Here is a 17,573-nt window from a genome sequence, read left to right on the forward strand (position 1 = left end):
AAGAGGGGAAATCAGGTTTCCGGATAGCCCAGGCGTACCGCGACCGGCGTCAGCGCAGCGAACGGGCCGGCCAGTGCCTGCGCGTAGTGGCGCCAGTGCCCTGATTCGAATCCCGAGCCGCCCGCCTGTGGCGGCGTGGGCAGCTGCGCGCCGCCGAGCGCCTCGCCAAGCGCTGCGGCCAGGCGACGCGAGTCGTGTTCGATGCCATCGATGCGGATTACCGTCGCCGGGTACGCCTGCTGTTCCAGCAGTACGGCCAAGTGCTCGAGCGCGGCCGCCAACCAGGCGCCCGCTACGTCGACAGACGGGATCGCCATCATCGACGGTGCACCCCAGGCCAACCACTCCAGCAGCATGTCACGGGGATCGCGCAGGACCACCAGCAGATGCCCCTGCGGCAGCTGCGGACGCAGCGCCTGCAGCAGTGTGTTGTCCCACCAGACCAGCCAGTCGATGACATTGCCTCCCGGCGCGCCGCGTGCCGGCAGCGACGCACGCCAATCCTGCACGAGCTGCGCAGGATCGACTTGGCCCGCGAGCAGGCGCTGCACGGTGGCAAAGGGCTGCAGCCCATCCTTCGGCGGGGTCGCGCCGAACCGGTCGGACAGCAGCGCGGCCCGTGCATTCACGAGCACGGCAACCATACGCTCGATGCCTGAGCCCGGGGCACCCCATAGGAACAGGGGCCGCCCATTCCCTGCGTCGCCGGACTCCGCCAGGGCAGGCCACGCCTGTTCGGCCGGACCCACAAGGGGTAGCGGCAGGCTCTGCGTCTGCAGGAGGGCGGCACGCTCGCCCCAGCTTGCGACGGCGTCCGCGGTCAACCCGGCGCGATCCTGCGCCATGCCCAGCCAGCCCAGCAGCAGGGCACGCGACTCTCCGCCCGACGCACGCACCAGAAGTGACTCCACATGGGCCACTGCCGCGCGCGGATCCTTCTCGATGAGCCGGTTCACCTTGCGCGTCTGCGCCAGGCTGTGACCGGGCATGGCGGCGATCAGCTGCTCGGTGACAACATCCGCTTCCTCGTGTTGACCGGCATGGTCCAATGCCGCCAGCAGCGCCTCGAGTGCGCGGAGCTCATCCGGCACCGTCTCCGCCCAGCGTCGGGAAACCTCTAGGGCCTCCACGCTGCCAACGTCTTCCAGCGCCAGCCGGGCAAGCCAGAGATCGGGGTTCTTCGGCGAGACCGCGAGGCAGGCCTCCAGCGCTTGAGCGCCTTCCGGCCGGCGGCCCTGGCGATGCCACAGCTCCAGCAAGGCGGACAGCAGCGCGCGATCCTGCACGCCGCCTGCCAGCGCCGACTGCAGTAATGGCGCCGCCTCCTCGAGCTGCCCCGCCTGCAAATGCAGTCGCCCGGCAAGACTGCGCGCACCCACGCTACTGACCGGCGCATCCGCCATCACTGGTGCGAGTACCTCAAGGGCTTCTTCCGGGCGTCCCTGACGGCCGACCAGGCTGGCAACCAGCAGGGTGATATCGGTCGCTGCAGGCAGTTTGTCCAGGATGTTGCGGAAGGTCTGTTCCGCAAAAGCGAGATGTCCACGCGCGAGATATACCGAACCGAGCGCATGCAATAGCTGGATGTCGTCCGGCGAACGCTGGATCGCACCGGCGAGGACCGTGAGTGCTGCCTCCCCATTGCCGTTATGGAACAGCACCATGGCGTCAACAAACGCCAGCCGAGGATGTTCGGGATCCACGCGCGCAGCCAGCCGGTTCAAACGCTCTGCTTCGGCGATCTCACCCCGACTCAATGCAAGTTGAGCCTGCACGACATACGCGGTGAACTGGTTGGGATCCAGCACCGTCGCCTGGCTCAGCGCCGCCTGGGCGTCCTCGTTGCGGCGACTGCCCACCAGCACGCCGGCGCGCGCCAGGTGCAGGTCGGCATTCTCCGGCGCCAGCGCGATGGCACGGTCGATGGTCGCCAGCGCAGCGTCGTGCTGACCGCCCTGCATCTGCGCGGTGGACAGCCAGCGCAGGGCCTGCGCATCGTCGGGGCGTTCGGCCACCAGGGCTTCGGCGGCGGTCAGGGCCTCGGCCACGGCGCCACGGCGCAGGGCGTCCAGAATCGGGTCGTACATTGCGGTTACCAGCGTTCGGTCAAACGCCGATTGTACCGGGGCTTCCCGGCTCAGGCGGCGCTGCCGGCCAGGCGCTCGGCCACCCAGCGCTCGGCGTAGCCATCGCCGGCGGCGTTCTCGATGAAGGCGCAGTGGCCGCCCCACGGCGCGATCTCCAGCGTGGCCTGCGCCGGCAGCGCCCAGTCGCGGAACGTGTCGAACGGGATCACCGGATCGTCCTCGGCCATCAGGATGTGCGTCGGCACGCTCAGGCCGGCCAGCCGCGTCCCGGAAATCGCATAGCCGTCGAAGTAGGCGTCCAGCGTGCCGAACGCCGTGTGCCGCTGCACCAGCCAGTCGGTCAGCGCGCGGATGTCGAGCGCCAGCACGGTGTCGTCGAAATCGTGGCGCTGCGGGAACAGGCTGCGCTTGCGCTCCAGCGAGCGGCGCCATTTGCGCGCGAAGTACCAGTCGTACAGCGGCAGCCCGTTCTCGATGCTGTCCATCGTCGTGGCCGGATCCAGCAACGGGCAGACCGCCGCCACGTGCGCCAGCGCCAGCCCGGCCTCCGGCGCGCGCAGCGCCAGCCGCAGCGCGAAGTTGCCGCCCAGCGAATAGCCCGCCACCCGCATCGGCACGTCGCCGGCGAACCGCCGCGACACATCCAGCGCGGCATGCACCACTTCGTCCAGCCGGTTGGAGTGGAACAGGTCCTCGTTGAGGTGGTGGGTGTCGCCATGGTCGCGGAAGTTCAGCCGGAACACGTCGAACCCGCGCGCCAGCAGCTGCGCTGCGGTCAGCCGCATGTAGTTGGAATCCGCACTGCCTTCCCAGCCGTGCAGCAGCAACACCAGGCCACGCGCCTCGCGTCCTGCCACCTGGCTGTGGAAGCCCTGCAGGCGGACCCCGTCGCCGCCGTCCACGATGTGCTCCAGCGTCACCGCACCGCTGGCCGCCAGTGCGCGCAGCGCACGCCGACGGCGCAGCGCGCTGGAACCCAGCACCGATTGCAGGTGCGGGTTGCGCAGCCAGCGCGGGGGACGGAAGTCGGCGGCAGTGATCATGGGGTCATCGCGGCAGGATCGGCACGAGGGTGGCACCGGCGGGCCGAGTATTCCCTCGAATACGTCGGAATGCCGTCACGACGGCCGCTCAGGCGTCGGCCATCGCCCGGACGATGCGCTCGCGCGACAGGTCGGCGATGCGCCGGCGGCCTTCCACGTCGGCCACGCGGATCGGCTCCAGGAAGCAGATGTCGGCCGTGCGTGCCGGTTCGCCCAGCAGGCGCACGAAGTTGGCGAAGAAGCTTTCCCTCGGCCCGAACGCCACCACCGGCTGCGCGCTGCCGCGCGCGCCATAGCGCAGCGCCACCGGCTGGACCGGCACGCCGGCTTCGACCGCGGCCAGGAAGATGCGCGCATGGAACGGCCCTACCGAGTGTCCATCGCGGGTACGGCCCTCGGGGAACACGCCGACCGGCCGGCCCTCGCGCAGGCGCTGCATCATCGCCTGCAGCACGCCGCCCAGCGATTCCTGGCTGCCGCGCTGGTGGAAGATGGTCTGTCCCTGCGCCGCCAGCCAGCCCACCACCGGCCAGCCACGGATCTCCTGCTTGGCCACGAAGCCCATCATGCGCTGGCTGTGCAGCGCCTCGATGTCGATCCAGCTGACGTGGTTGGCCACGAACATCGTCGGGCCCGGCAACGGCGTGCCGATCCGGCGCAGGCGGAACCCGAAGATCCGCATCAGCCCACCGGACCAATGCCGTACCGCCACGTCGCCGATGCTCTCCTCGCCCACGCGGATCCACACCAGCACCGGCGACAGGCACAGCAGGGTGATCGGCAGGAAGACCAGCAGGTGGATGAGCAGCAACGGCACGCGATACGCGTAACGGAATACCCGTGCCACGCCGCTGCCGCCAGCAACATGAACAGGGGGCGGCGTCATGCTGTCACGATAGCAGGAGTCAGGGGTGGAGGGGCAGGAGCGAGTGGAAAGAAGTGAGGAGTGAGGAGTGAGCAAAGGCAAAAGCGCTGGCTTCCCTCACCCCTCGCTCCTCTCCGCTACCCACTAGGTCCTGGGCACGACGGCCAGGGTCAGCCGCGACACGCAGACCAGCTTGCCGTCGTCGTTCTCGATGCGGATCTCCCACAGCTGGGTGCTGCGACCGACATGCAGCGCCCGTGCGGTGCCGGTGACCACGCCGCTGCGCATCGCGCGCACGTGGTTGGCGTTGATCTCCAGGCCCACGACCATCTCCTTCGTGGTGTCCACGCACAGGTTGCCGGCCACGCTGCCCAGCGTCTCGGCCAGCGCCACCGATGCGCCGCCATGCAGGATGCCGTAAGGCTGCGCCGTGCGCGCGTCCACCGGCATGGTGCCGCGCAGCCAGTCCTCGCCCGCCGCGGTCATGACGATGCCGAGGTTCGATACCAGCGTGTTGGCGGCATGGGCGTTGATGGCGGCGAGATCGACGGGAGCGCGGAAAGCCATGGCGTTTCTCTGGAGGAGTGAGCGGAGAGGAGTGAGGAGTGAGGGGAGGCAGGAGCGCGGGCGTTACTCACGCCTCACTCCTCTCCACTCACTCCTAGAGAATGGGCACCAGGCCCGCGCCGAAGGCGGTCAGCACGCGCGTGTACAGCCACTTGGCGCCGACATCGACTTCGGGGAAGTCGCCCACCGCCACGTAGCAGCGCTGGAAGGCCGGATCCTTCGGACCGACCGGCAGCGGGCAGTCCGGGCCGGGCTGGAACTCGTAGCTGGTCGCATAGCGCCAGGGCCAGATGTCGAAGATGGGCAATGCCTCGGACACCTTGCCCAGGCTGTAATCCAGCCCGGAAAACAGTGGTGGCTTGGCGCGCGGCGCGATCGTCCAGGCATTCTCCGGCGACATGTCGCGGCGGATGCTCCCGGCCAGCGCCTGCGCGAACGCGGTGTCGTTGATCACCACCGCCGCCTCGGTGTTGTAGTTCTCCGAGCGCGGGTCGAAGTTGTGCGTGCCGATCACCGCGATCTCGCCGTCGATCACCATCGACTTCGCATGCAGGCCCATGCGCACGCCCGCACGCTTCAGCGGCAGCGGCTCGGCCGCCGCGCCGCTGCTGAAGAACGACGGCCGCGACTCGGTACGCTGCAGGCGGCGCGTGGTTTCGCCCGCGCCGGCATCGGAGGCCGACCCGCTGGAGGGACCGATCGAACCGGACGGACCGCGCATGCCGCGGCTGCCGATGCCCTCCGGCGCGGCCACCGGCGGCCCTTCCGGCATCAGCGCGGCGTAGTCCACCGGCGCGTCTTCCGGGAACGGCTTGTACTCGTGGATCCGGAAGCCGAACTCGCGCAGGTAGCGGCGCTTGTACTTGAACGACATCGAATAGACGATCGGGTTGTCGGTCGCGGCCAGGCTGTTGGTCGACACGGTCACCTGCGGCGGCGGCTGGCGCTTGCGCATCTCGCGGAACATCGCCTGCGCCTGCTTCGACATCACCAGGTACGGCGTCTGCAACAGCACTTCCGACTGCGCGCCGCGGATCAGCGCTTCCAGCTCGGGCGCCGCGGGTGCGTCGTCGTCGCGGCGCTCGCGCCGGTGCTTCTGCGGCAGGTCGGCGATGTAGCGCACCGCCCCGACCTGGAACGCCGGTTCGACGAACAGCCTCTCCACCACCTGCGGATTGCTGGCCTGCGCACTCGCGGCCTGCACGCGCTCCGGGCGCAGGTAGCGCGGCACCGGCATCGCCGGCACGCCCTCCTTCAGCAGCGTGCGGCCGACATCGTTCAGCCGTTCGGCGGGCACGCTGCGGCGCGCGTCCCAGAACGCCTGGAAGTTGATGGCCATCGCCGCCGCTTCCGGTCCGGCCACCAGCACGTCGCGGTCGCGGAAGTTGTACTCCGCATCCCAGTCGAAATAGTCGTCCTGGTAATTGCGGCCGCCACTGATGCCGATGCGGTCGTCCACCAGCAGCAACTTGGTGTGCATGCGCTGGTTGAAGCGGCGGAAGCAGCACAGCACGCTGCCTGCGTAGTCCAGGTAGTTGAGCTTGGCCTTGCCGAAGCTGGGGTTGTAGATGCGGATGGCGAAGTTCTGGTGCGAACCGGACAGCGCGGCGAGGATCTCGAGGTCGGCGATCGCCGACAGCTGGTCGATCAGCACCCGCACCTTCACCCCGCGCCGCGCCGCGGCCAGCAGTTCGTCCAGCACCAGCCGCGCGCTGTCGTCCTTGTCGAAGATGTAGGTCTGCAGGTCGATGCGTTCGCGCGCGCTGCGGATGAGGTTCAGCCGCGCCAGCAAGGCGTCGGATCCCTTGTCCAGCATCACCGCGTAGTGGCGCGGCGACGCGGCGGTGGATTCCGCGCGCGCCTGCGCCGCCAGGTCGTACAGCGGCGACGCGACCGCGCAGGCATCGGCCTGCGTGCACTCGACCACCGTCGAGCGGGCGGCGGCGGCGATGCCGGCGGCGCGGTCGCGCTGGCGGTCGGACAGGCTGGCGCAGGCCGTGCCCAGCAGCGCAAGGCACAGCACCGCGCCCCGCGCGGCGAGTCGGGGGAAACGGCGGTTCACGGGGTTTTTCCGCTCCGGATGCGCGCGCGCAGCACGAACACCACGCGGTCGCTGACCGCCAGCATCCAGTCGTCCATGTCGTAGTCGCTGCGGCGCACCGCGCCGGTCGCCACCACGTCGCAGTCGACCGCGGCACGCGCGCAATCGGCGGGCGCCACCTGCAGGCTGCGTGGCCGGCTGATGCCCTTGATGCTCAGGTCGCCCTCCAGCGTGCCACCGTCGTAGAGCAGCATGGGGTCGTAGGGTTTGGAGGTGAAGGTGACCACCGGATAGCGGTCGGCATCGAAGAACTTCTCGCTGCGCGCCCAGTCGCCGTAACGCTCGTGGTCGATGATCTCCACGTCGCGCGTGTACATGCGCAGGCGCACCTGCTGGCGCCCGTCCGGCAGGTGCTCCACCGAGCCTTCGTAACGCCGGAACACGCCGTCCAGCACCTGTCCCCAGCGCGTGCGCAGTTCGAATCCCAGCCGCGTGTGCGCCGGGTCGAAATCGTTACGCCCCTGCTGTGCCCACGCGGGCACGGCGCACACCAGGGCCAGGCACAGCACGGCCAGCCAGACGGCCAGCGGCAGATCGGACTTCATGGCCACCAGAAGGCGGAGAGCTGCGCCACACCCGGTTCGATCGCTGCATCCACCGGCAGCGTCAGCACCACCACGCCGCCGGGCGGCATGCCGCGGTACTCGCTGGTCACGCCGGAATACATCAGCGCGGCCAACTGCTCGAAGCCCGGGTTGTGGCCCACCATCAGCAGGCGCTCGGCCTCGCGGTGCTGGTCGGCCAGGTCGGCCAGCGTGCCGGGCGTGGCTTCGTAGATGCGCTCTTCCAGCCGCTGCTCCACGTAGCCGATCGCCGCCAGCACCGACTCCAGCGTCTCGCGCGCGCGACGCGCCGGCGAACACAGCACGCGGTCCGGCACCAGGCCCTGCTCCTTCAGCCAGCGCGCCACGGCCTCGGCCTCGGCCAGGCCCTGCGGCGACAGGGGACGGTCCAGGTCGGACTGGCCGGTGGTCGCCGGTTCGGCATGCGCATGGCGCAGCAGGATCAGTTCACGCATGGGGTACTTTCTCCTAGGCCCTAGGCCTTCTTGATCCATTTCAACAACGGTTCCCAGTCGGCCTGGTGCTCGCGCACCTGGGCCGAGCGGTAATCGAACAGGCTGCGGCCCAGGCCGGCCATGACCACGTAGGCCTGGGTATCGCGCAACTGGGTGATGACCGGGTACGGCCAGGTCTTCAGCATCTCCACCGCCTGCTGCGAGGCGTTGGTCCATGGCTTGCTGCGGTTGACCACCAGCCCGACCGGCAGCTTGCGCTTGTGCACACGCGGCACCTTGGCCATGGTGTTCAGGAAGCCGACCGTCGCCTCGATGTCCAGCGCCGACGGCAGCACCGGCACCACCACGGCGTCGGCCTGTTCCAGGAAGCTGTCCAGGTCGTCGGCCATCGCGCCGGCCGGCGCGTCGATCACCACCCGCTCGGCGTCTTCCGGCAGCCAGGCCTTCCAGGCGCGCTTGCCGCTGGCGTCGATCGGCAACACCGCGGTGTCCAGTTCCGCCCGGCGCTCGGCCCAGCGGGTGGAGGAATGCTGGGGGTCCACGTCCACCAGCACGGTACGTTTGCCATCCAGTGCGAAGTACGCCGCCAGATTGGTCGCCAGGGTCGTCTTGCCCGCGCCGCCCTTGGAGCTGGCGACCAGAATCGTCTTCATGCGCGCACCTCGTTGCTGGAGAACCCGGAGGGTACACCGGGGGCGGTGAAGCGGAAACCGGGAATCGGGAATGGGGAATAGGGAATGAATTGTCCGGGGGCCGGTGGCTGCGTGGACCTGCGGACTCGGTTGCCCGATGGGCATCGTTCGTTCCGGCACGTGCCCGCTCCCGCCGAGGCCACGATCCCCGTTTCCCCATTCCCCATTCCCGCCCCTGCTATCTTTCCCGTCCCCACGGACCGGACGCCCCATGAACGAGCTGCAGGACCTCACCGCGCTGATCCGCGCCAATACTCCGCTGATCGTCATCGAGACCCAGGACGAGGGCCGCGTGGTGGAGCTGTTCCGGCAGGCGCTGGGCCAGGTGTGGCGGGCGCTGTTCCGCTGGAGCATCACCGAGGGCCTGCGCCGGCTCGACATGGACCGCGAGGACGACGCCGTCGGCCCGCCCGACGCCAGCGCCGCCCTGCAGGCCATCAAGCAGGCCGAGCAGCGTGGCATCTACCTGCTGCTCGATTTCCACCCCTACCTGGGCTACGCGAGCAGCCAGCGGCAGCTGCGCGACATCATGCAGCGCCGCCACAGCCTGCCGCACGTGGTGGTGCTGGTCGGCGCGAAGATCGAACTGCCGGTCGAACTCGAAGCCCTGGCCGTGCGCTTCAACCCGCGCCTGCCCGACGCCCACGCGCTACTGAAGATGGTGCGCGAGGAAGCCGAACACTACGCGCGCGAACACGGCGGCCGCCGCGTGGAAGCCGATGGCGAGGCGGTCAAGCAGATCGTGCGCAACCTGCAGGGCCTGAGCCTGGTCGACGCGCGCCGGATCGCGCGCCAGCTGATCTTCGCCGACGGTGCGCTGACCGCCAGCGACCTGCCCGCGCTGAACAAGCTGAAGTTCGAGCTGCTCAACCGCAGCGGCCACCTGCATTACGAATACGACACGGCGAAGTTCGCCGACGTCGCCGGCGCCAGCCGCCTGAAGCGCTGGATCGAGCAGCGCCGCGCGGTGTTCGTCTCCGGCAACCCGCCGCCCGGCCTGGACCTGCCCAAGGGCGTGCTGCTGCTCGGCGTGCAGGGTTGCGGCAAGTCGATGCTGGCCAAGGCCACCGCCGCCGGCTTCGGCGTGCCGCTGCTGCGGCTGGATTTCGGCACGCTGTACGACAAGTACCACGGCGAGACCGAGAAGAACCTGCGCGCCGCGCTCGCGTCGGCCGAACAGCTGGCGCCGTGCGTGCTGTGGATCGACGAGATCGAGAAAGGGCTCGCCAGCGGCGGCGACGAGGATGGCGGCGTCTCGCGCCGCGTGCTCGGCTACCTGCTCACGTGGATGGCCGAGCGCAAGGCCGGCGCTGGCAGCGGACAGGTGTTCCTGGTCGCCACGGCGAACCAGGTGCAGGACCTGCCGCCGGAGCTGCTGCGCAAGGGACGCTTCGACGAGATCTTCTTCGTCGACCTGCCCTCGCCCGACGCCCGCGTCGAGGTGCTGCGCGTGCACCTGGCGCGCCGCGCGCTGGACCCGGAAGGCTTCAACCTGCCCGCACTCGCCGCCGCCGCGAACGGCTTCTCCGGCGCGGAGCTGGAACAGGCCATCGTCTCCGCGATGTACGCCGCGCATGCCGAGCAGAAACCGCTCGACACCGACCTGGTCATGCACGAGATCCGCAGCACCCGCCCGCTGTCCGTGCTGATGGCCGAGCAGGTGCAGGCGCTGCGCGAGTGGGCGCGGGAGCGCACCGTTCCCGCCGATTGACTGCGTGCTTCTTGTAGGAGCGACGTGAGTCGCGACCGCACGCCACCGTCGCGTCACCCCCTGTCTTCCCTCCGTTCCCACCCGCTCAGGCACGACGGATATCTGCGGCAAGCAGACGGGAGGGATCTACCTTCGAAAAACCGCCGTCGTGGGAGCGACGTAAGTCGCGAGCTCTTTGAGCGTGCTGGTCAGCCAGATTGACACGCGCAGGATCGCGTATTCGCCCGGAGACGGCGTCGTGGCGTCCTTGGCTTCAACTCGATCATGCGACGTGCGATGGGCGGACCGGCTTCGCCGTTGAAGGCCGCGTGCGGCTCGACCCATCCTGCGCACTACGCACTTCACCGATCACATACGGCTACCGGCGCATGCTGGCGCTCCCACGGAGACGCCGCCATGCCCCGCAAGCGCAGCCCCGCCCGCGTCCTGGGCACGCAATTGATCGATCTGGGTGCGGCTACGCCGTCCGTCATGTCGCAACGCCTGCTGCGGATGGCGACGGCCGGCGCCCCGCCTTCCGCCCGCGACCGCCGCGAATTCACCCGGATGTCCGACGAGAAGGTGTCCGCAGCCTGGGAATCGTGGGGCGCGATGGCCGGCTACGCGATGACGCTCAACACCGCCGCCACGCAGGCCGCGCTGGCGTTCTGGATGCCGTGGGCCTTCGCCGCGAAGCCCCTGCCGTCGGCCGGGGATGCGCTGATCACCCTGGCGACGGCCGGCGTGCGGCCCTACCGTCGCATCGCCGTCGCCAACGACCGCCGCCTGCGTCGGCGCACGCCGGGCAGGTGATCCTACGAAGGCGGCCATCCATCACTGCGCCACGTTTCACCACGCCGACACGATGCCCTCTGCGACCGCGCGCCAAGCCGCCGTCCTGCTGCCGACGATGTCCATCGTGTGCGCGGCCATGAACACGCCGATGATCGGCAGGTACGGCCCCTTCAGCACCGGCTGGCGATAGCGGAACTTCGCCAGCAGCATGAAGACGATCAGCGTGACGTAGAGGAAGACGATCACCAGCAGGATGCCCTGCATGCCGCCCACCACGTACAGGCCCAGGCGTGCCAGCCCGGGCGTCGCGGTGACCAGCGCGGCGGCCACCACGCATGCGACATGCTGGTGCACGTGGCGGCGGCGCCATAGCGCCAGTGCGTAGAACACCAGCAGCAACACCAGCCCGTTGACCGGCTGCGCCAGCATCGACAGCGCCGCGTTCCGCGACATCTGCGTGAGCCCGTTCTCGAACGCGTGCTTCATCACCGGCACGGCGGTGACCGCGAACAACACGATGAGGAACAGCGAGCACCAGCCCAGCCGGCGATGCAGGTCGACCCGCCCGGCCCGGATCAGGAACGGCTGCACGCCCAGCAGCACGAACCACGCCAGCGCCACCAGCACATGCAGATGGACCATCACCGCCACGTCCATGCTGCCGGCGCGACTGAAATACCCGAAGAACGGTGTACCCGGTACGGGTGGCGTGAAGCCGGCGACGACGAGTGCCAGCAATGCCAGGAAGAAGAACCCGACGTTCCGGTAAGGACGCCCCGCCTGCGCGGCCACGCGCCGCACCTCCCCCATGCTCGCTTCCATTACCCGCCTCCGCTGGCATGCCTTGCTGTGGGTACACGCGAAAGCCGGAGGAATCCCGCAATGGCGAGTCGGGCGATTACCCCGCGAGGTCGAGGTCTCGGCCACATCCCCGCCGCTGTCAGTCCCGTCCGGTCCACCAGCGCGCGCCACGGATGAAAGCGTACTGCACCGCCATCGGCAGCAGGCCGAACACCACCATGCAGAACACGACCGCGACCACGACGAACAGGACGGCATCGACCGCCAGCAGCGACAACGGTCTTGCGTGGCCGCCCATCGCGACCCGGCCGGAACCCAGTACGAAGGCGAGCAGCAGCGGTGCCACCCCGATGACCGCGCCGACCACACCCGTCCCGATCAGCGTCTGCCTCAGCTGCCGACGCTGCCATATCCTGCGTTCGTCCTGCTGCTCCATGCGCTCAGGCCACAGCCATGGCGTAACCCATGCGGGCCAGCGGCGAGAACAGCGGATCACGCAACGCATGGGACATGGACTGCACTCCTTCGGGTCACGCACCGTGCACGTCAGGGCCCGGCCGATGCCCGTTACTGCGTCAGACGCTGCTCGAGCGTGCCCGTGTGCAACTCGAACAGATGGTTGTCGAAGTCGTGGACATACAGTTCGCAGGATGGGTGGAACCGAGGGCGGCTTTCAACGGCGAAGCCGGTCTACCCATCGGTACTCCACCGTGAAACCAGGTCGTACGCAGCTGCGGATCGAGCATCTGCGACCGTGGGCAGAGTACGCGGCGTCTCGCGTCAAATGCGATGGGTATCGCCTTGTGGTTCCATCCATCCCAAGGGTAATCTTCCGCCGCTTCACACGCGGCGATAATGCATCGCGACCGCGCCGCAACGCAGCGGCGTCGCAGAAACGAGTTCAAGCCGTCGCGCGTGCGGCAATCCACCCTGGTAAAGCGTCGGACCATGGCCAGCGATCCGGGGATGGACGAGGAAGCGGTATTCGTCGATCAGATCCAACCGATCCAGTTCGTTCGCCAGCAGGCCGCTGCCCAGCAGCACGCCGTCCGGGGTCGCGTCCTTGAGCGCCTGCACGCCGCTGCGCAGGTCGCCGGTGATGCGATGGCTGTTGGTCCACGGGAAGTCCGCGCGCGTCGACGACACCACGTACTTCGGCTTGGCCTCCAGCTTCTCCGCCCATTCGCGCAAGGCCGGTGGCGCGTCCACCTCGCCACGGGCGACCGCCGGCCAGTAGCTCTCCATCATTTCGTAGGTGACGCGGCCCCACAGCATCGCGCCGTGGTCGTCCATCAGGCGAGTGAAGAAGGCATGCGTCTCGTCGTCGACGATGCCTTCCTCGTGATCGACGCAGCCGTCGAGGGTGAGGTTGAGGCTGAAGGTCAGGAGGCCCATGCGTGTCTCCGGGTCGGTGGGAGCAACGGACTGTCGATCGATCGCGTGCCGTCACCGCCGGGCGTCATGGCGCCTGCGCGCTTCGCTGACGGGCTGACACGAGCTGCGGCTTCAGTTCGCGCCAAGGGTAGCGACGTTCCTCCGGCCACGGAAGACGGAACACGGGGGCGCGCTTGCGCGCAAGGATCGACATGATGAGCCAGTCCTGGTCGAACCCGTCCCAGACGCCGGCGGTCGACCACAGGTTCAGGTGGACCACCGGATGCACTTCGTCGAACAGGATGCGCCGCAGCCCGGGGATCGCGAAGGGCGAACGTGCACAGATTCCTGCAACGCGCGCCCAGTCCGGCTTGGTATCGAGGTAGAGCTCACTGAGCGCGATCCATATCGGCCGGCGGATCTCGAGTTCCTCCACCGAGAGCCTCACGCGTCACCCCGACGCGGTTTGAGGGCATCGGACTGCCTCTTCTCGCAGAGACATACGCCAAGAACTCCAGCACGCCCGTATTGTCCGAGGGCGGCCGGCCTCATCGAAGCATCCACGCGTGGCTCGTCAGTCCTCATCTCCGCTTGCGGGCAACCAGAGACCATCCCCGTGAGCCGGCGAGGCAGAAGGCGAGGAGGAGAAGCAACCGGATCACAGCCCCTCCCACGATGTACCGAAGAGCCAGAGATGGGAAGCGCAGACCAATGGATTGCCTGCGTCGGCCGTGGGCGCATCACAGGACGGGACCATGCGGGCGTGATGCCACCAGACCAGCGCGCAGAAAAACGCAGACAGGACGACAAGCAACGCGGACAGGCGAAGCGCATTCTTTGCGACCGACTTGAGGCGGATCAGTCCTTCCATCGTGCGTCCTCCCTCAAAAGCAGAGCTGCTCCTCGCAAGGCGTCCGGTCGTTGTCCCCATCCATCATGACGCCCGGGCAGTGGTCGAGGAAGTAGACGGCCTCGGCGCAGGATCGCATCTGTGAGCAGTGTTTGCGCTGGTCGCATCGGAATGCCGGCTCCCGCCCGGTCGCGGCGTCGGAGGCGAGGTCGCGGCGGGCCTTCGCCGCCGGATTCATCTCCCAGTACAGCGAGCCGACGACGCGATAGGCGGCAATCCCGAGTACCAGCACGATGACGAGCGGTACCAGGAAGACGAAGACGGACCTAGCGGATTCCGCTTCAGGTGGGACGCGATGGTACTTGCGCGGCGCGCGGCCCGGGATGCCCACGCCCACCGCTCGCTGCTTGCCGTCCTTGATGACCGTCGTGAAGGAAACGAACATGCCGACCTCGGGGCGAACGCCCTTCGGGAATTCGGAAATGTGGACGAAGATCTCTTCGCCCGTGCCGGCGACCTCGATGAACCCGAAGCCCCGTTCGTCGTTCCACTTCTTCAACATTCCACGGTCGTGCATGTCGCGCTCCGGGATGGGTTGAACTGCAGGTGGCTCCGCCCATCCTGCGCGCTGCGTGACGCTCCGCTCGACACGGGTGCAACGCTTCCCGACTACTTGGCTGGCGGTGGTGGTGCTTCTGCCAGCGTACCCGTGCTGTAGTGGCCGCCTGCGGCTGCGCAGTCGACATTTCGCGCGGGCTCCCACTTGATGGCGGTGCCGGTGACGACAGGGCGCACGAACCGCCATGGCCAGAAGCCGAATCGCTGGGAACCGTTGTAGTGGATGACGGCATCGGCACCCGCTGCCTTCGCATCGGCGATGACCATGGGAAGGATGTCGTTGACGCTGCCGTAGCTGCCCTTCCCGTACTTCAGTTTCCTGAGCGTGGTGTAGGTGTGGTCGGCGGGCGGCATCCCGGTGAACAGACAGATGCCGGCGCCCTGCGCCTGTTGCGAAGAAGCCGGATCCTTCGTCTGGGTCTGGGCACCGCAGTATTGCGAAACGCAGGCGAGCGCGACGCCCACCATCAATTTTCCGAACATGGATTCCCCTTTCCTGTTGACCATGGTGTGCTGCTGAAACGGCACGCGAAACGTCGGCACTCCCCCGACGACGGATCAGCCGCGCAGCGATGTGCCGCCGGCCGGAGATGATTTTCGGATCCCGTGGACGACGCTGGCAAGCGCCTGCGCCTCATCCGATCCTGTGTACCGACAGCGATGCGTCAGCGTGCTGCACCTGCGGCCAACAGCGCACGGTACTCCGGATTCGCCGGCCACCAGTCGGCAGGCGGCTCGCCTGCGATGCCGTTGGCCTGCAACTGCCTGCGCATGGCGGCGAGCTCGCCGTCGCGCAGGAATACGTCCGCGTAGTCCTCCGGCATGCGCTGCTCGCCGGGCAGTCGCTGGAAGAGCTGCATGGCGTTCTCGTACACCCAGGCGAAGCGGCGCAGGCGCTCGCGTGCCGCCGTGCGCTCGGCATCGGTATCGGCCCATTGCACCAGCGGCGGCAGCGCGATGAAGGACGTGATCAGGATGGACGTATCGGCGGCCATCAGCGTGTAGATACGCTTGCAGGCGGTTCGTGCATCGGCAGGCAGCTCGCCGACCTGCGCGCGGCATCGCTGCGAGATGGGCGCCAGGCTCGGCATGGCGATGGCCGCCGTCATGGCGATCACCGCGATGTCCGCCATGTCCTTCGGCGTGGCAGGCCGGCCCAGCCTGACATCTTCGCCGAGGGCGGTCGCCAGCGCCGGCTCCAGCGCGGGTGCCGGGACCTGCCGCAGCGTCGTGGCCAGCAGCAGGCCGACGTCGTCGAAGTGCCCGCGGTAGTGAGTCGCGTTGGCGGCTGCCTGCCAATACCGCTCGGCGTCGTTCGCGTCCTTGCGTTCGATGGCCTCGTAGTAGGCGGCGAGCAGGACTTCCGCATTGGCGGGATCGGCGGCCATCAGGCGTTGCAGCAACCGACCGCGGTCGCAGCGGGCCTCGTTCTTCGGGCAGGCATTCAACAGCGCCCAGTCCACCACGGGATCATCGCCGGTGGATGCGGCGTAGGCGGCCTCGATCCATGTCCGGGACTGGGCCCAGGCGCGTGCCTGGATCTCCGCATCGTCGCCACTTCGTGGCCACAGCCAGCCGGCGACCAGCAGGTCACGCGGCGTGCCGCGTGCAGCGACGGCGCGCAGATGCGCTTCGACATTCGCGCGCCAGGTGGCGTGCCAGGCGTCGTTGGCAACTGCCAGCTGCGGATCGGATTCGACCCGGCCCGGCACGTCCGGAGGTGGACCCTCCTGTGCGAACGACGGCGATGCCGACAGCACCGACGCCATCACCACCAGCCACGTACCGATCTGCATTGCCGTGCGCATTGCCCACTCCTGTCGGGAACGGCGGCCACGTTCGCACGAACGATGCATCCTGCGCCAGCGGCCTCTGCCTCTGGCATTCCCGCGAAGGCGCGAAGCGCGTCCCGACGGCCGAATGGCCGGTGACCCGGTGTCCTCGTTTGCCAGCCATGAAGTCGCTGGTTCCCCGCCTGCGCGGGCATGACGGTCGTTTTTCAGGCCGTCGCTAGAGCACCAGCAGTCCCACCACCCACGCCCACATCGGCAGCGTCACCAGCGACAGCAGGATGCCGTAGCCGACCAGCGCGGCGGCCAGGCGCGGGGCGAGCTGGTGCGAGATCGCCAGTGCGGCGGCGGTGATCATCGTCGGCATGGCCGACTCCAGCACGTTGGCCTGCAGCATCTCGCCGCGCATGCCGAACGCGAGCGACAGCGGCACGGCGAGCGCCGGCATCACCAGCAGGCGCAGCAGCAGGCCGACGGCGAGCGGCTTCAGTTCGTCGCGCGGAAGTTTCAGCTGCAGGGTCAGGCCTACCGCCAGCATCACCAGCGGCAGCATGGCGTCGGCCAGTTTCTGCAGGGCGGACGCGATCCACGCCGGCGGCTGTTCCGGCATCAGCGTCAGGCCGAACAGCAGCGCCCACACCGGCGGGAACTTCGCGATGCGCAGGACGACTTCGCGCGCGGTCGGCGGTGCGTCGCCACCGTAGCGCGCCAACACGTACAACCCGAACGTCGACAACAGGATGAAGGTACCGAACTGGTCGTACACCACCGCGTACGGCAATGCGTGTTCGCCCAGTAGCGCACGCACCATCGGGTACCCGATGAAGCTGCTGTTGCACAGTGCCACGCACAGCAGCAGCACGGCGTGCTCGTCGCGGCGGAACTTCAGCACGCGCGTCGCCAGCGCCACCAGCGCGACGGTGGCCACGGTCAGCAGCCAGGGCGTGACCACCACGCCCATCAGCGAGGGATCCAGCTGCAGGCGCGGTACGTAGGTCAGCATCGCCGCCGGCAGGCAGACGTACAGCACCACGCGGTTGATCACGTCGCCCGCGTTGTCGGGGAACGCGCGCAGGCGGGCGAACGCCATGCCGAGCGCCAGCATGGCCAGGATCAGGGCGAAGGCATCGAATGCCATGTGCGGCGGGAGACGACGTGGGGAGCGCAGGATCGCACAGTGGCGAGGGACGCGCTGCGGGACCTTGGTCGCACCGCGATCAACACCGCTTCCCGTCACCCCGGCGCAGGCCGGAATGACGGGCTCATGCACGCAGGGCTTATC

General features: G+C 68.5%; 19 protein-coding genes. 2 read left to right on the forward strand and 17 right to left on the reverse strand.

Features of this window, described 5'->3' with window-relative positions; genetic code table 11:
• Positions 1 to 11: 11 nt before the first annotated feature.
• From CSC78_RS01025 to CSC78_RS01060, 8 genes are all read right to left on the reverse strand, one after another.
• Entirely contained in the window at positions 12 to 2,087 is a 2,076-nt protein-coding gene (locus CSC78_RS01025; protein ID WP_162336046.1) for a tetratricopeptide repeat protein, read from the reverse strand.
• Between the two features lie 50 nt (positions 2,088 to 2,137).
• Positions 2,138 to 3,130 carry a YheT family hydrolase gene (locus CSC78_RS01030; protein WP_162336047.1) on the reverse strand — a complete coding sequence of 331 codons (993 nt, stop codon included), beginning with the start codon at positions 3,128 to 3,130 and terminating at the stop codon, positions 2,138 to 2,140.
• A gap of 88 nt (positions 3,131 to 3,218) precedes the next feature.
• Positions 3,219 to 4,016 carry a lysophospholipid acyltransferase family protein gene (locus CSC78_RS01035; protein WP_162336048.1) on the reverse strand — a complete coding sequence of 266 codons (798 nt, stop codon included), beginning with the start codon at positions 4,014 to 4,016 and terminating at the stop codon, positions 3,219 to 3,221.
• Between the two features lie 123 nt (positions 4,017 to 4,139).
• Positions 4,140 to 4,562 (reverse strand): hotdog fold thioesterase, encoded by a 423-nt coding sequence (locus tag CSC78_RS01040; RefSeq protein ID WP_162336049.1) that lies wholly within the window; start codon positions 4,560 to 4,562, stop codon positions 4,140 to 4,142.
• A gap of 94 nt (positions 4,563 to 4,656) precedes the next feature.
• Positions 4,657 to 6,624 (reverse strand): phospholipase D family protein, encoded by a 1,968-nt coding sequence (locus tag CSC78_RS01045; RefSeq protein WP_379608843.1) that lies wholly within the window; start codon positions 6,622 to 6,624, stop codon positions 4,657 to 4,659.
• Entirely contained in the window at positions 6,621 to 7,208 is a 588-nt protein-coding gene (locus CSC78_RS01050) for a YceI family protein (protein ID WP_162336050.1), read from the reverse strand. The genes CSC78_RS01045 and CSC78_RS01050 overlap by 4 nt, the downstream gene beginning before the upstream one ends.
• Positions 7,205 to 7,681: a SixA phosphatase family protein gene (locus tag CSC78_RS01055; protein ID WP_162336051.1), complete on the reverse strand. Its 477-nt coding sequence runs from the start codon at positions 7,679 to 7,681 to the stop codon at positions 7,205 to 7,207. The genes CSC78_RS01050 and CSC78_RS01055 overlap by 4 nt, the downstream gene beginning before the upstream one ends.
• Positions 7,682 to 7,701: 20 nt before the next feature.
• Positions 7,702 to 8,334 carry a ParA family protein gene (locus tag CSC78_RS01060; RefSeq protein WP_162336052.1) on the reverse strand — a complete coding sequence of 211 codons (633 nt, stop codon included), beginning with the start codon at positions 8,332 to 8,334 and terminating at the stop codon, positions 7,702 to 7,704.
• A 250-nt stretch (positions 8,335 to 8,584) separates the two neighbouring features.
• On the opposite strand from CSC78_RS01060, the gene CSC78_RS01065 reads away from it, so the two are divergent.
• Positions 8,585 to 10,084, forward strand: a complete 1,500-nt coding sequence (locus CSC78_RS01065) for an AAA family ATPase (protein WP_162336053.1) — start codon at positions 8,585 to 8,587, stop codon at positions 10,082 to 10,084.
• Between the two features lie 396 nt (positions 10,085 to 10,480).
• Positions 10,481 to 10,876, forward strand: a complete 396-nt coding sequence (locus CSC78_RS01070; RefSeq protein ID WP_162336054.1) for a hypothetical protein — start codon at positions 10,481 to 10,483, stop codon at positions 10,874 to 10,876.
• A 36-nt stretch (positions 10,877 to 10,912) separates the two neighbouring features.
• Here CSC78_RS01070 and CSC78_RS01075 read toward each other — a convergent pair whose 3' ends face one another.
• From CSC78_RS01075 to CSC78_RS01120, 9 genes are all read right to left on the reverse strand, one after another.
• Positions 10,913 to 11,668: a hypothetical protein gene (locus tag CSC78_RS01075; RefSeq protein WP_162336055.1), complete on the reverse strand. Its 756-nt coding sequence runs from the start codon at positions 11,666 to 11,668 to the stop codon at positions 10,913 to 10,915.
• Positions 11,669 to 11,798: 130 nt separating this feature from the next.
• The gene (locus CSC78_RS01080) at positions 11,799 to 12,095 is read right to left on the reverse strand and encodes a hypothetical protein (RefSeq protein ID WP_162336056.1); all 297 of its coding nucleotides are present in this window, start codon (positions 12,093 to 12,095) and stop codon (positions 11,799 to 11,801) included.
• A gap of 404 nt (positions 12,096 to 12,499) precedes the next feature.
• Positions 12,500 to 13,054: a dihydrofolate reductase family protein gene (locus CSC78_RS01090; RefSeq protein WP_162336057.1), complete on the reverse strand. Its 555-nt coding sequence runs from the start codon at positions 13,052 to 13,054 to the stop codon at positions 12,500 to 12,502.
• 64 nt (positions 13,055 to 13,118) lie between these two features.
• Positions 13,119 to 13,481 (reverse strand): DUF7079 family protein, encoded by a 363-nt coding sequence (locus tag CSC78_RS01095; protein WP_162336058.1) that lies wholly within the window; start codon positions 13,479 to 13,481, stop codon positions 13,119 to 13,121.
• Between the two features lie 210 nt (positions 13,482 to 13,691).
• Positions 13,692 to 13,904, reverse strand: coding sequence for a hypothetical protein (locus tag CSC78_RS01100; RefSeq protein WP_162336059.1), 213 nt, complete (start codon positions 13,902 to 13,904; stop codon positions 13,692 to 13,694).
• Positions 13,905 to 13,917: 13 nt separating this feature from the next.
• The gene (locus tag CSC78_RS01105; RefSeq protein WP_162336060.1) at positions 13,918 to 14,445 is read right to left on the reverse strand and encodes a cold shock domain-containing protein; all 528 of its coding nucleotides are present in this window, start codon (positions 14,443 to 14,445) and stop codon (positions 13,918 to 13,920) included.
• Positions 14,446 to 14,552: 107 nt separating this feature from the next.
• Positions 14,553 to 14,984, reverse strand: a complete 432-nt coding sequence (locus CSC78_RS01110) for a hypothetical protein (protein WP_162336061.1) — start codon at positions 14,982 to 14,984, stop codon at positions 14,553 to 14,555.
• A 182-nt stretch (positions 14,985 to 15,166) separates the two neighbouring features.
• The gene (locus tag CSC78_RS01115) at positions 15,167 to 16,309 is read right to left on the reverse strand and encodes a hypothetical protein (RefSeq protein WP_162336062.1); all 1,143 of its coding nucleotides are present in this window, start codon (positions 16,307 to 16,309) and stop codon (positions 15,167 to 15,169) included.
• Positions 16,310 to 16,511: 202 nt separating this feature from the next.
• Positions 16,512 to 17,429, reverse strand: a complete 918-nt coding sequence (locus CSC78_RS01120; protein ID WP_162336063.1) for an AEC family transporter — start codon at positions 17,427 to 17,429, stop codon at positions 16,512 to 16,514.
• Positions 17,430 to 17,573: the final 144 nt, after the last annotated feature.

Source organism: Pseudoxanthomonas japonensis, assembly GCF_010093445.1.
Taxonomy (GTDB): Bacteria; Pseudomonadota; Gammaproteobacteria; order Xanthomonadales; family Xanthomonadaceae; genus Pseudoxanthomonas_A; species Pseudoxanthomonas_A japonensis.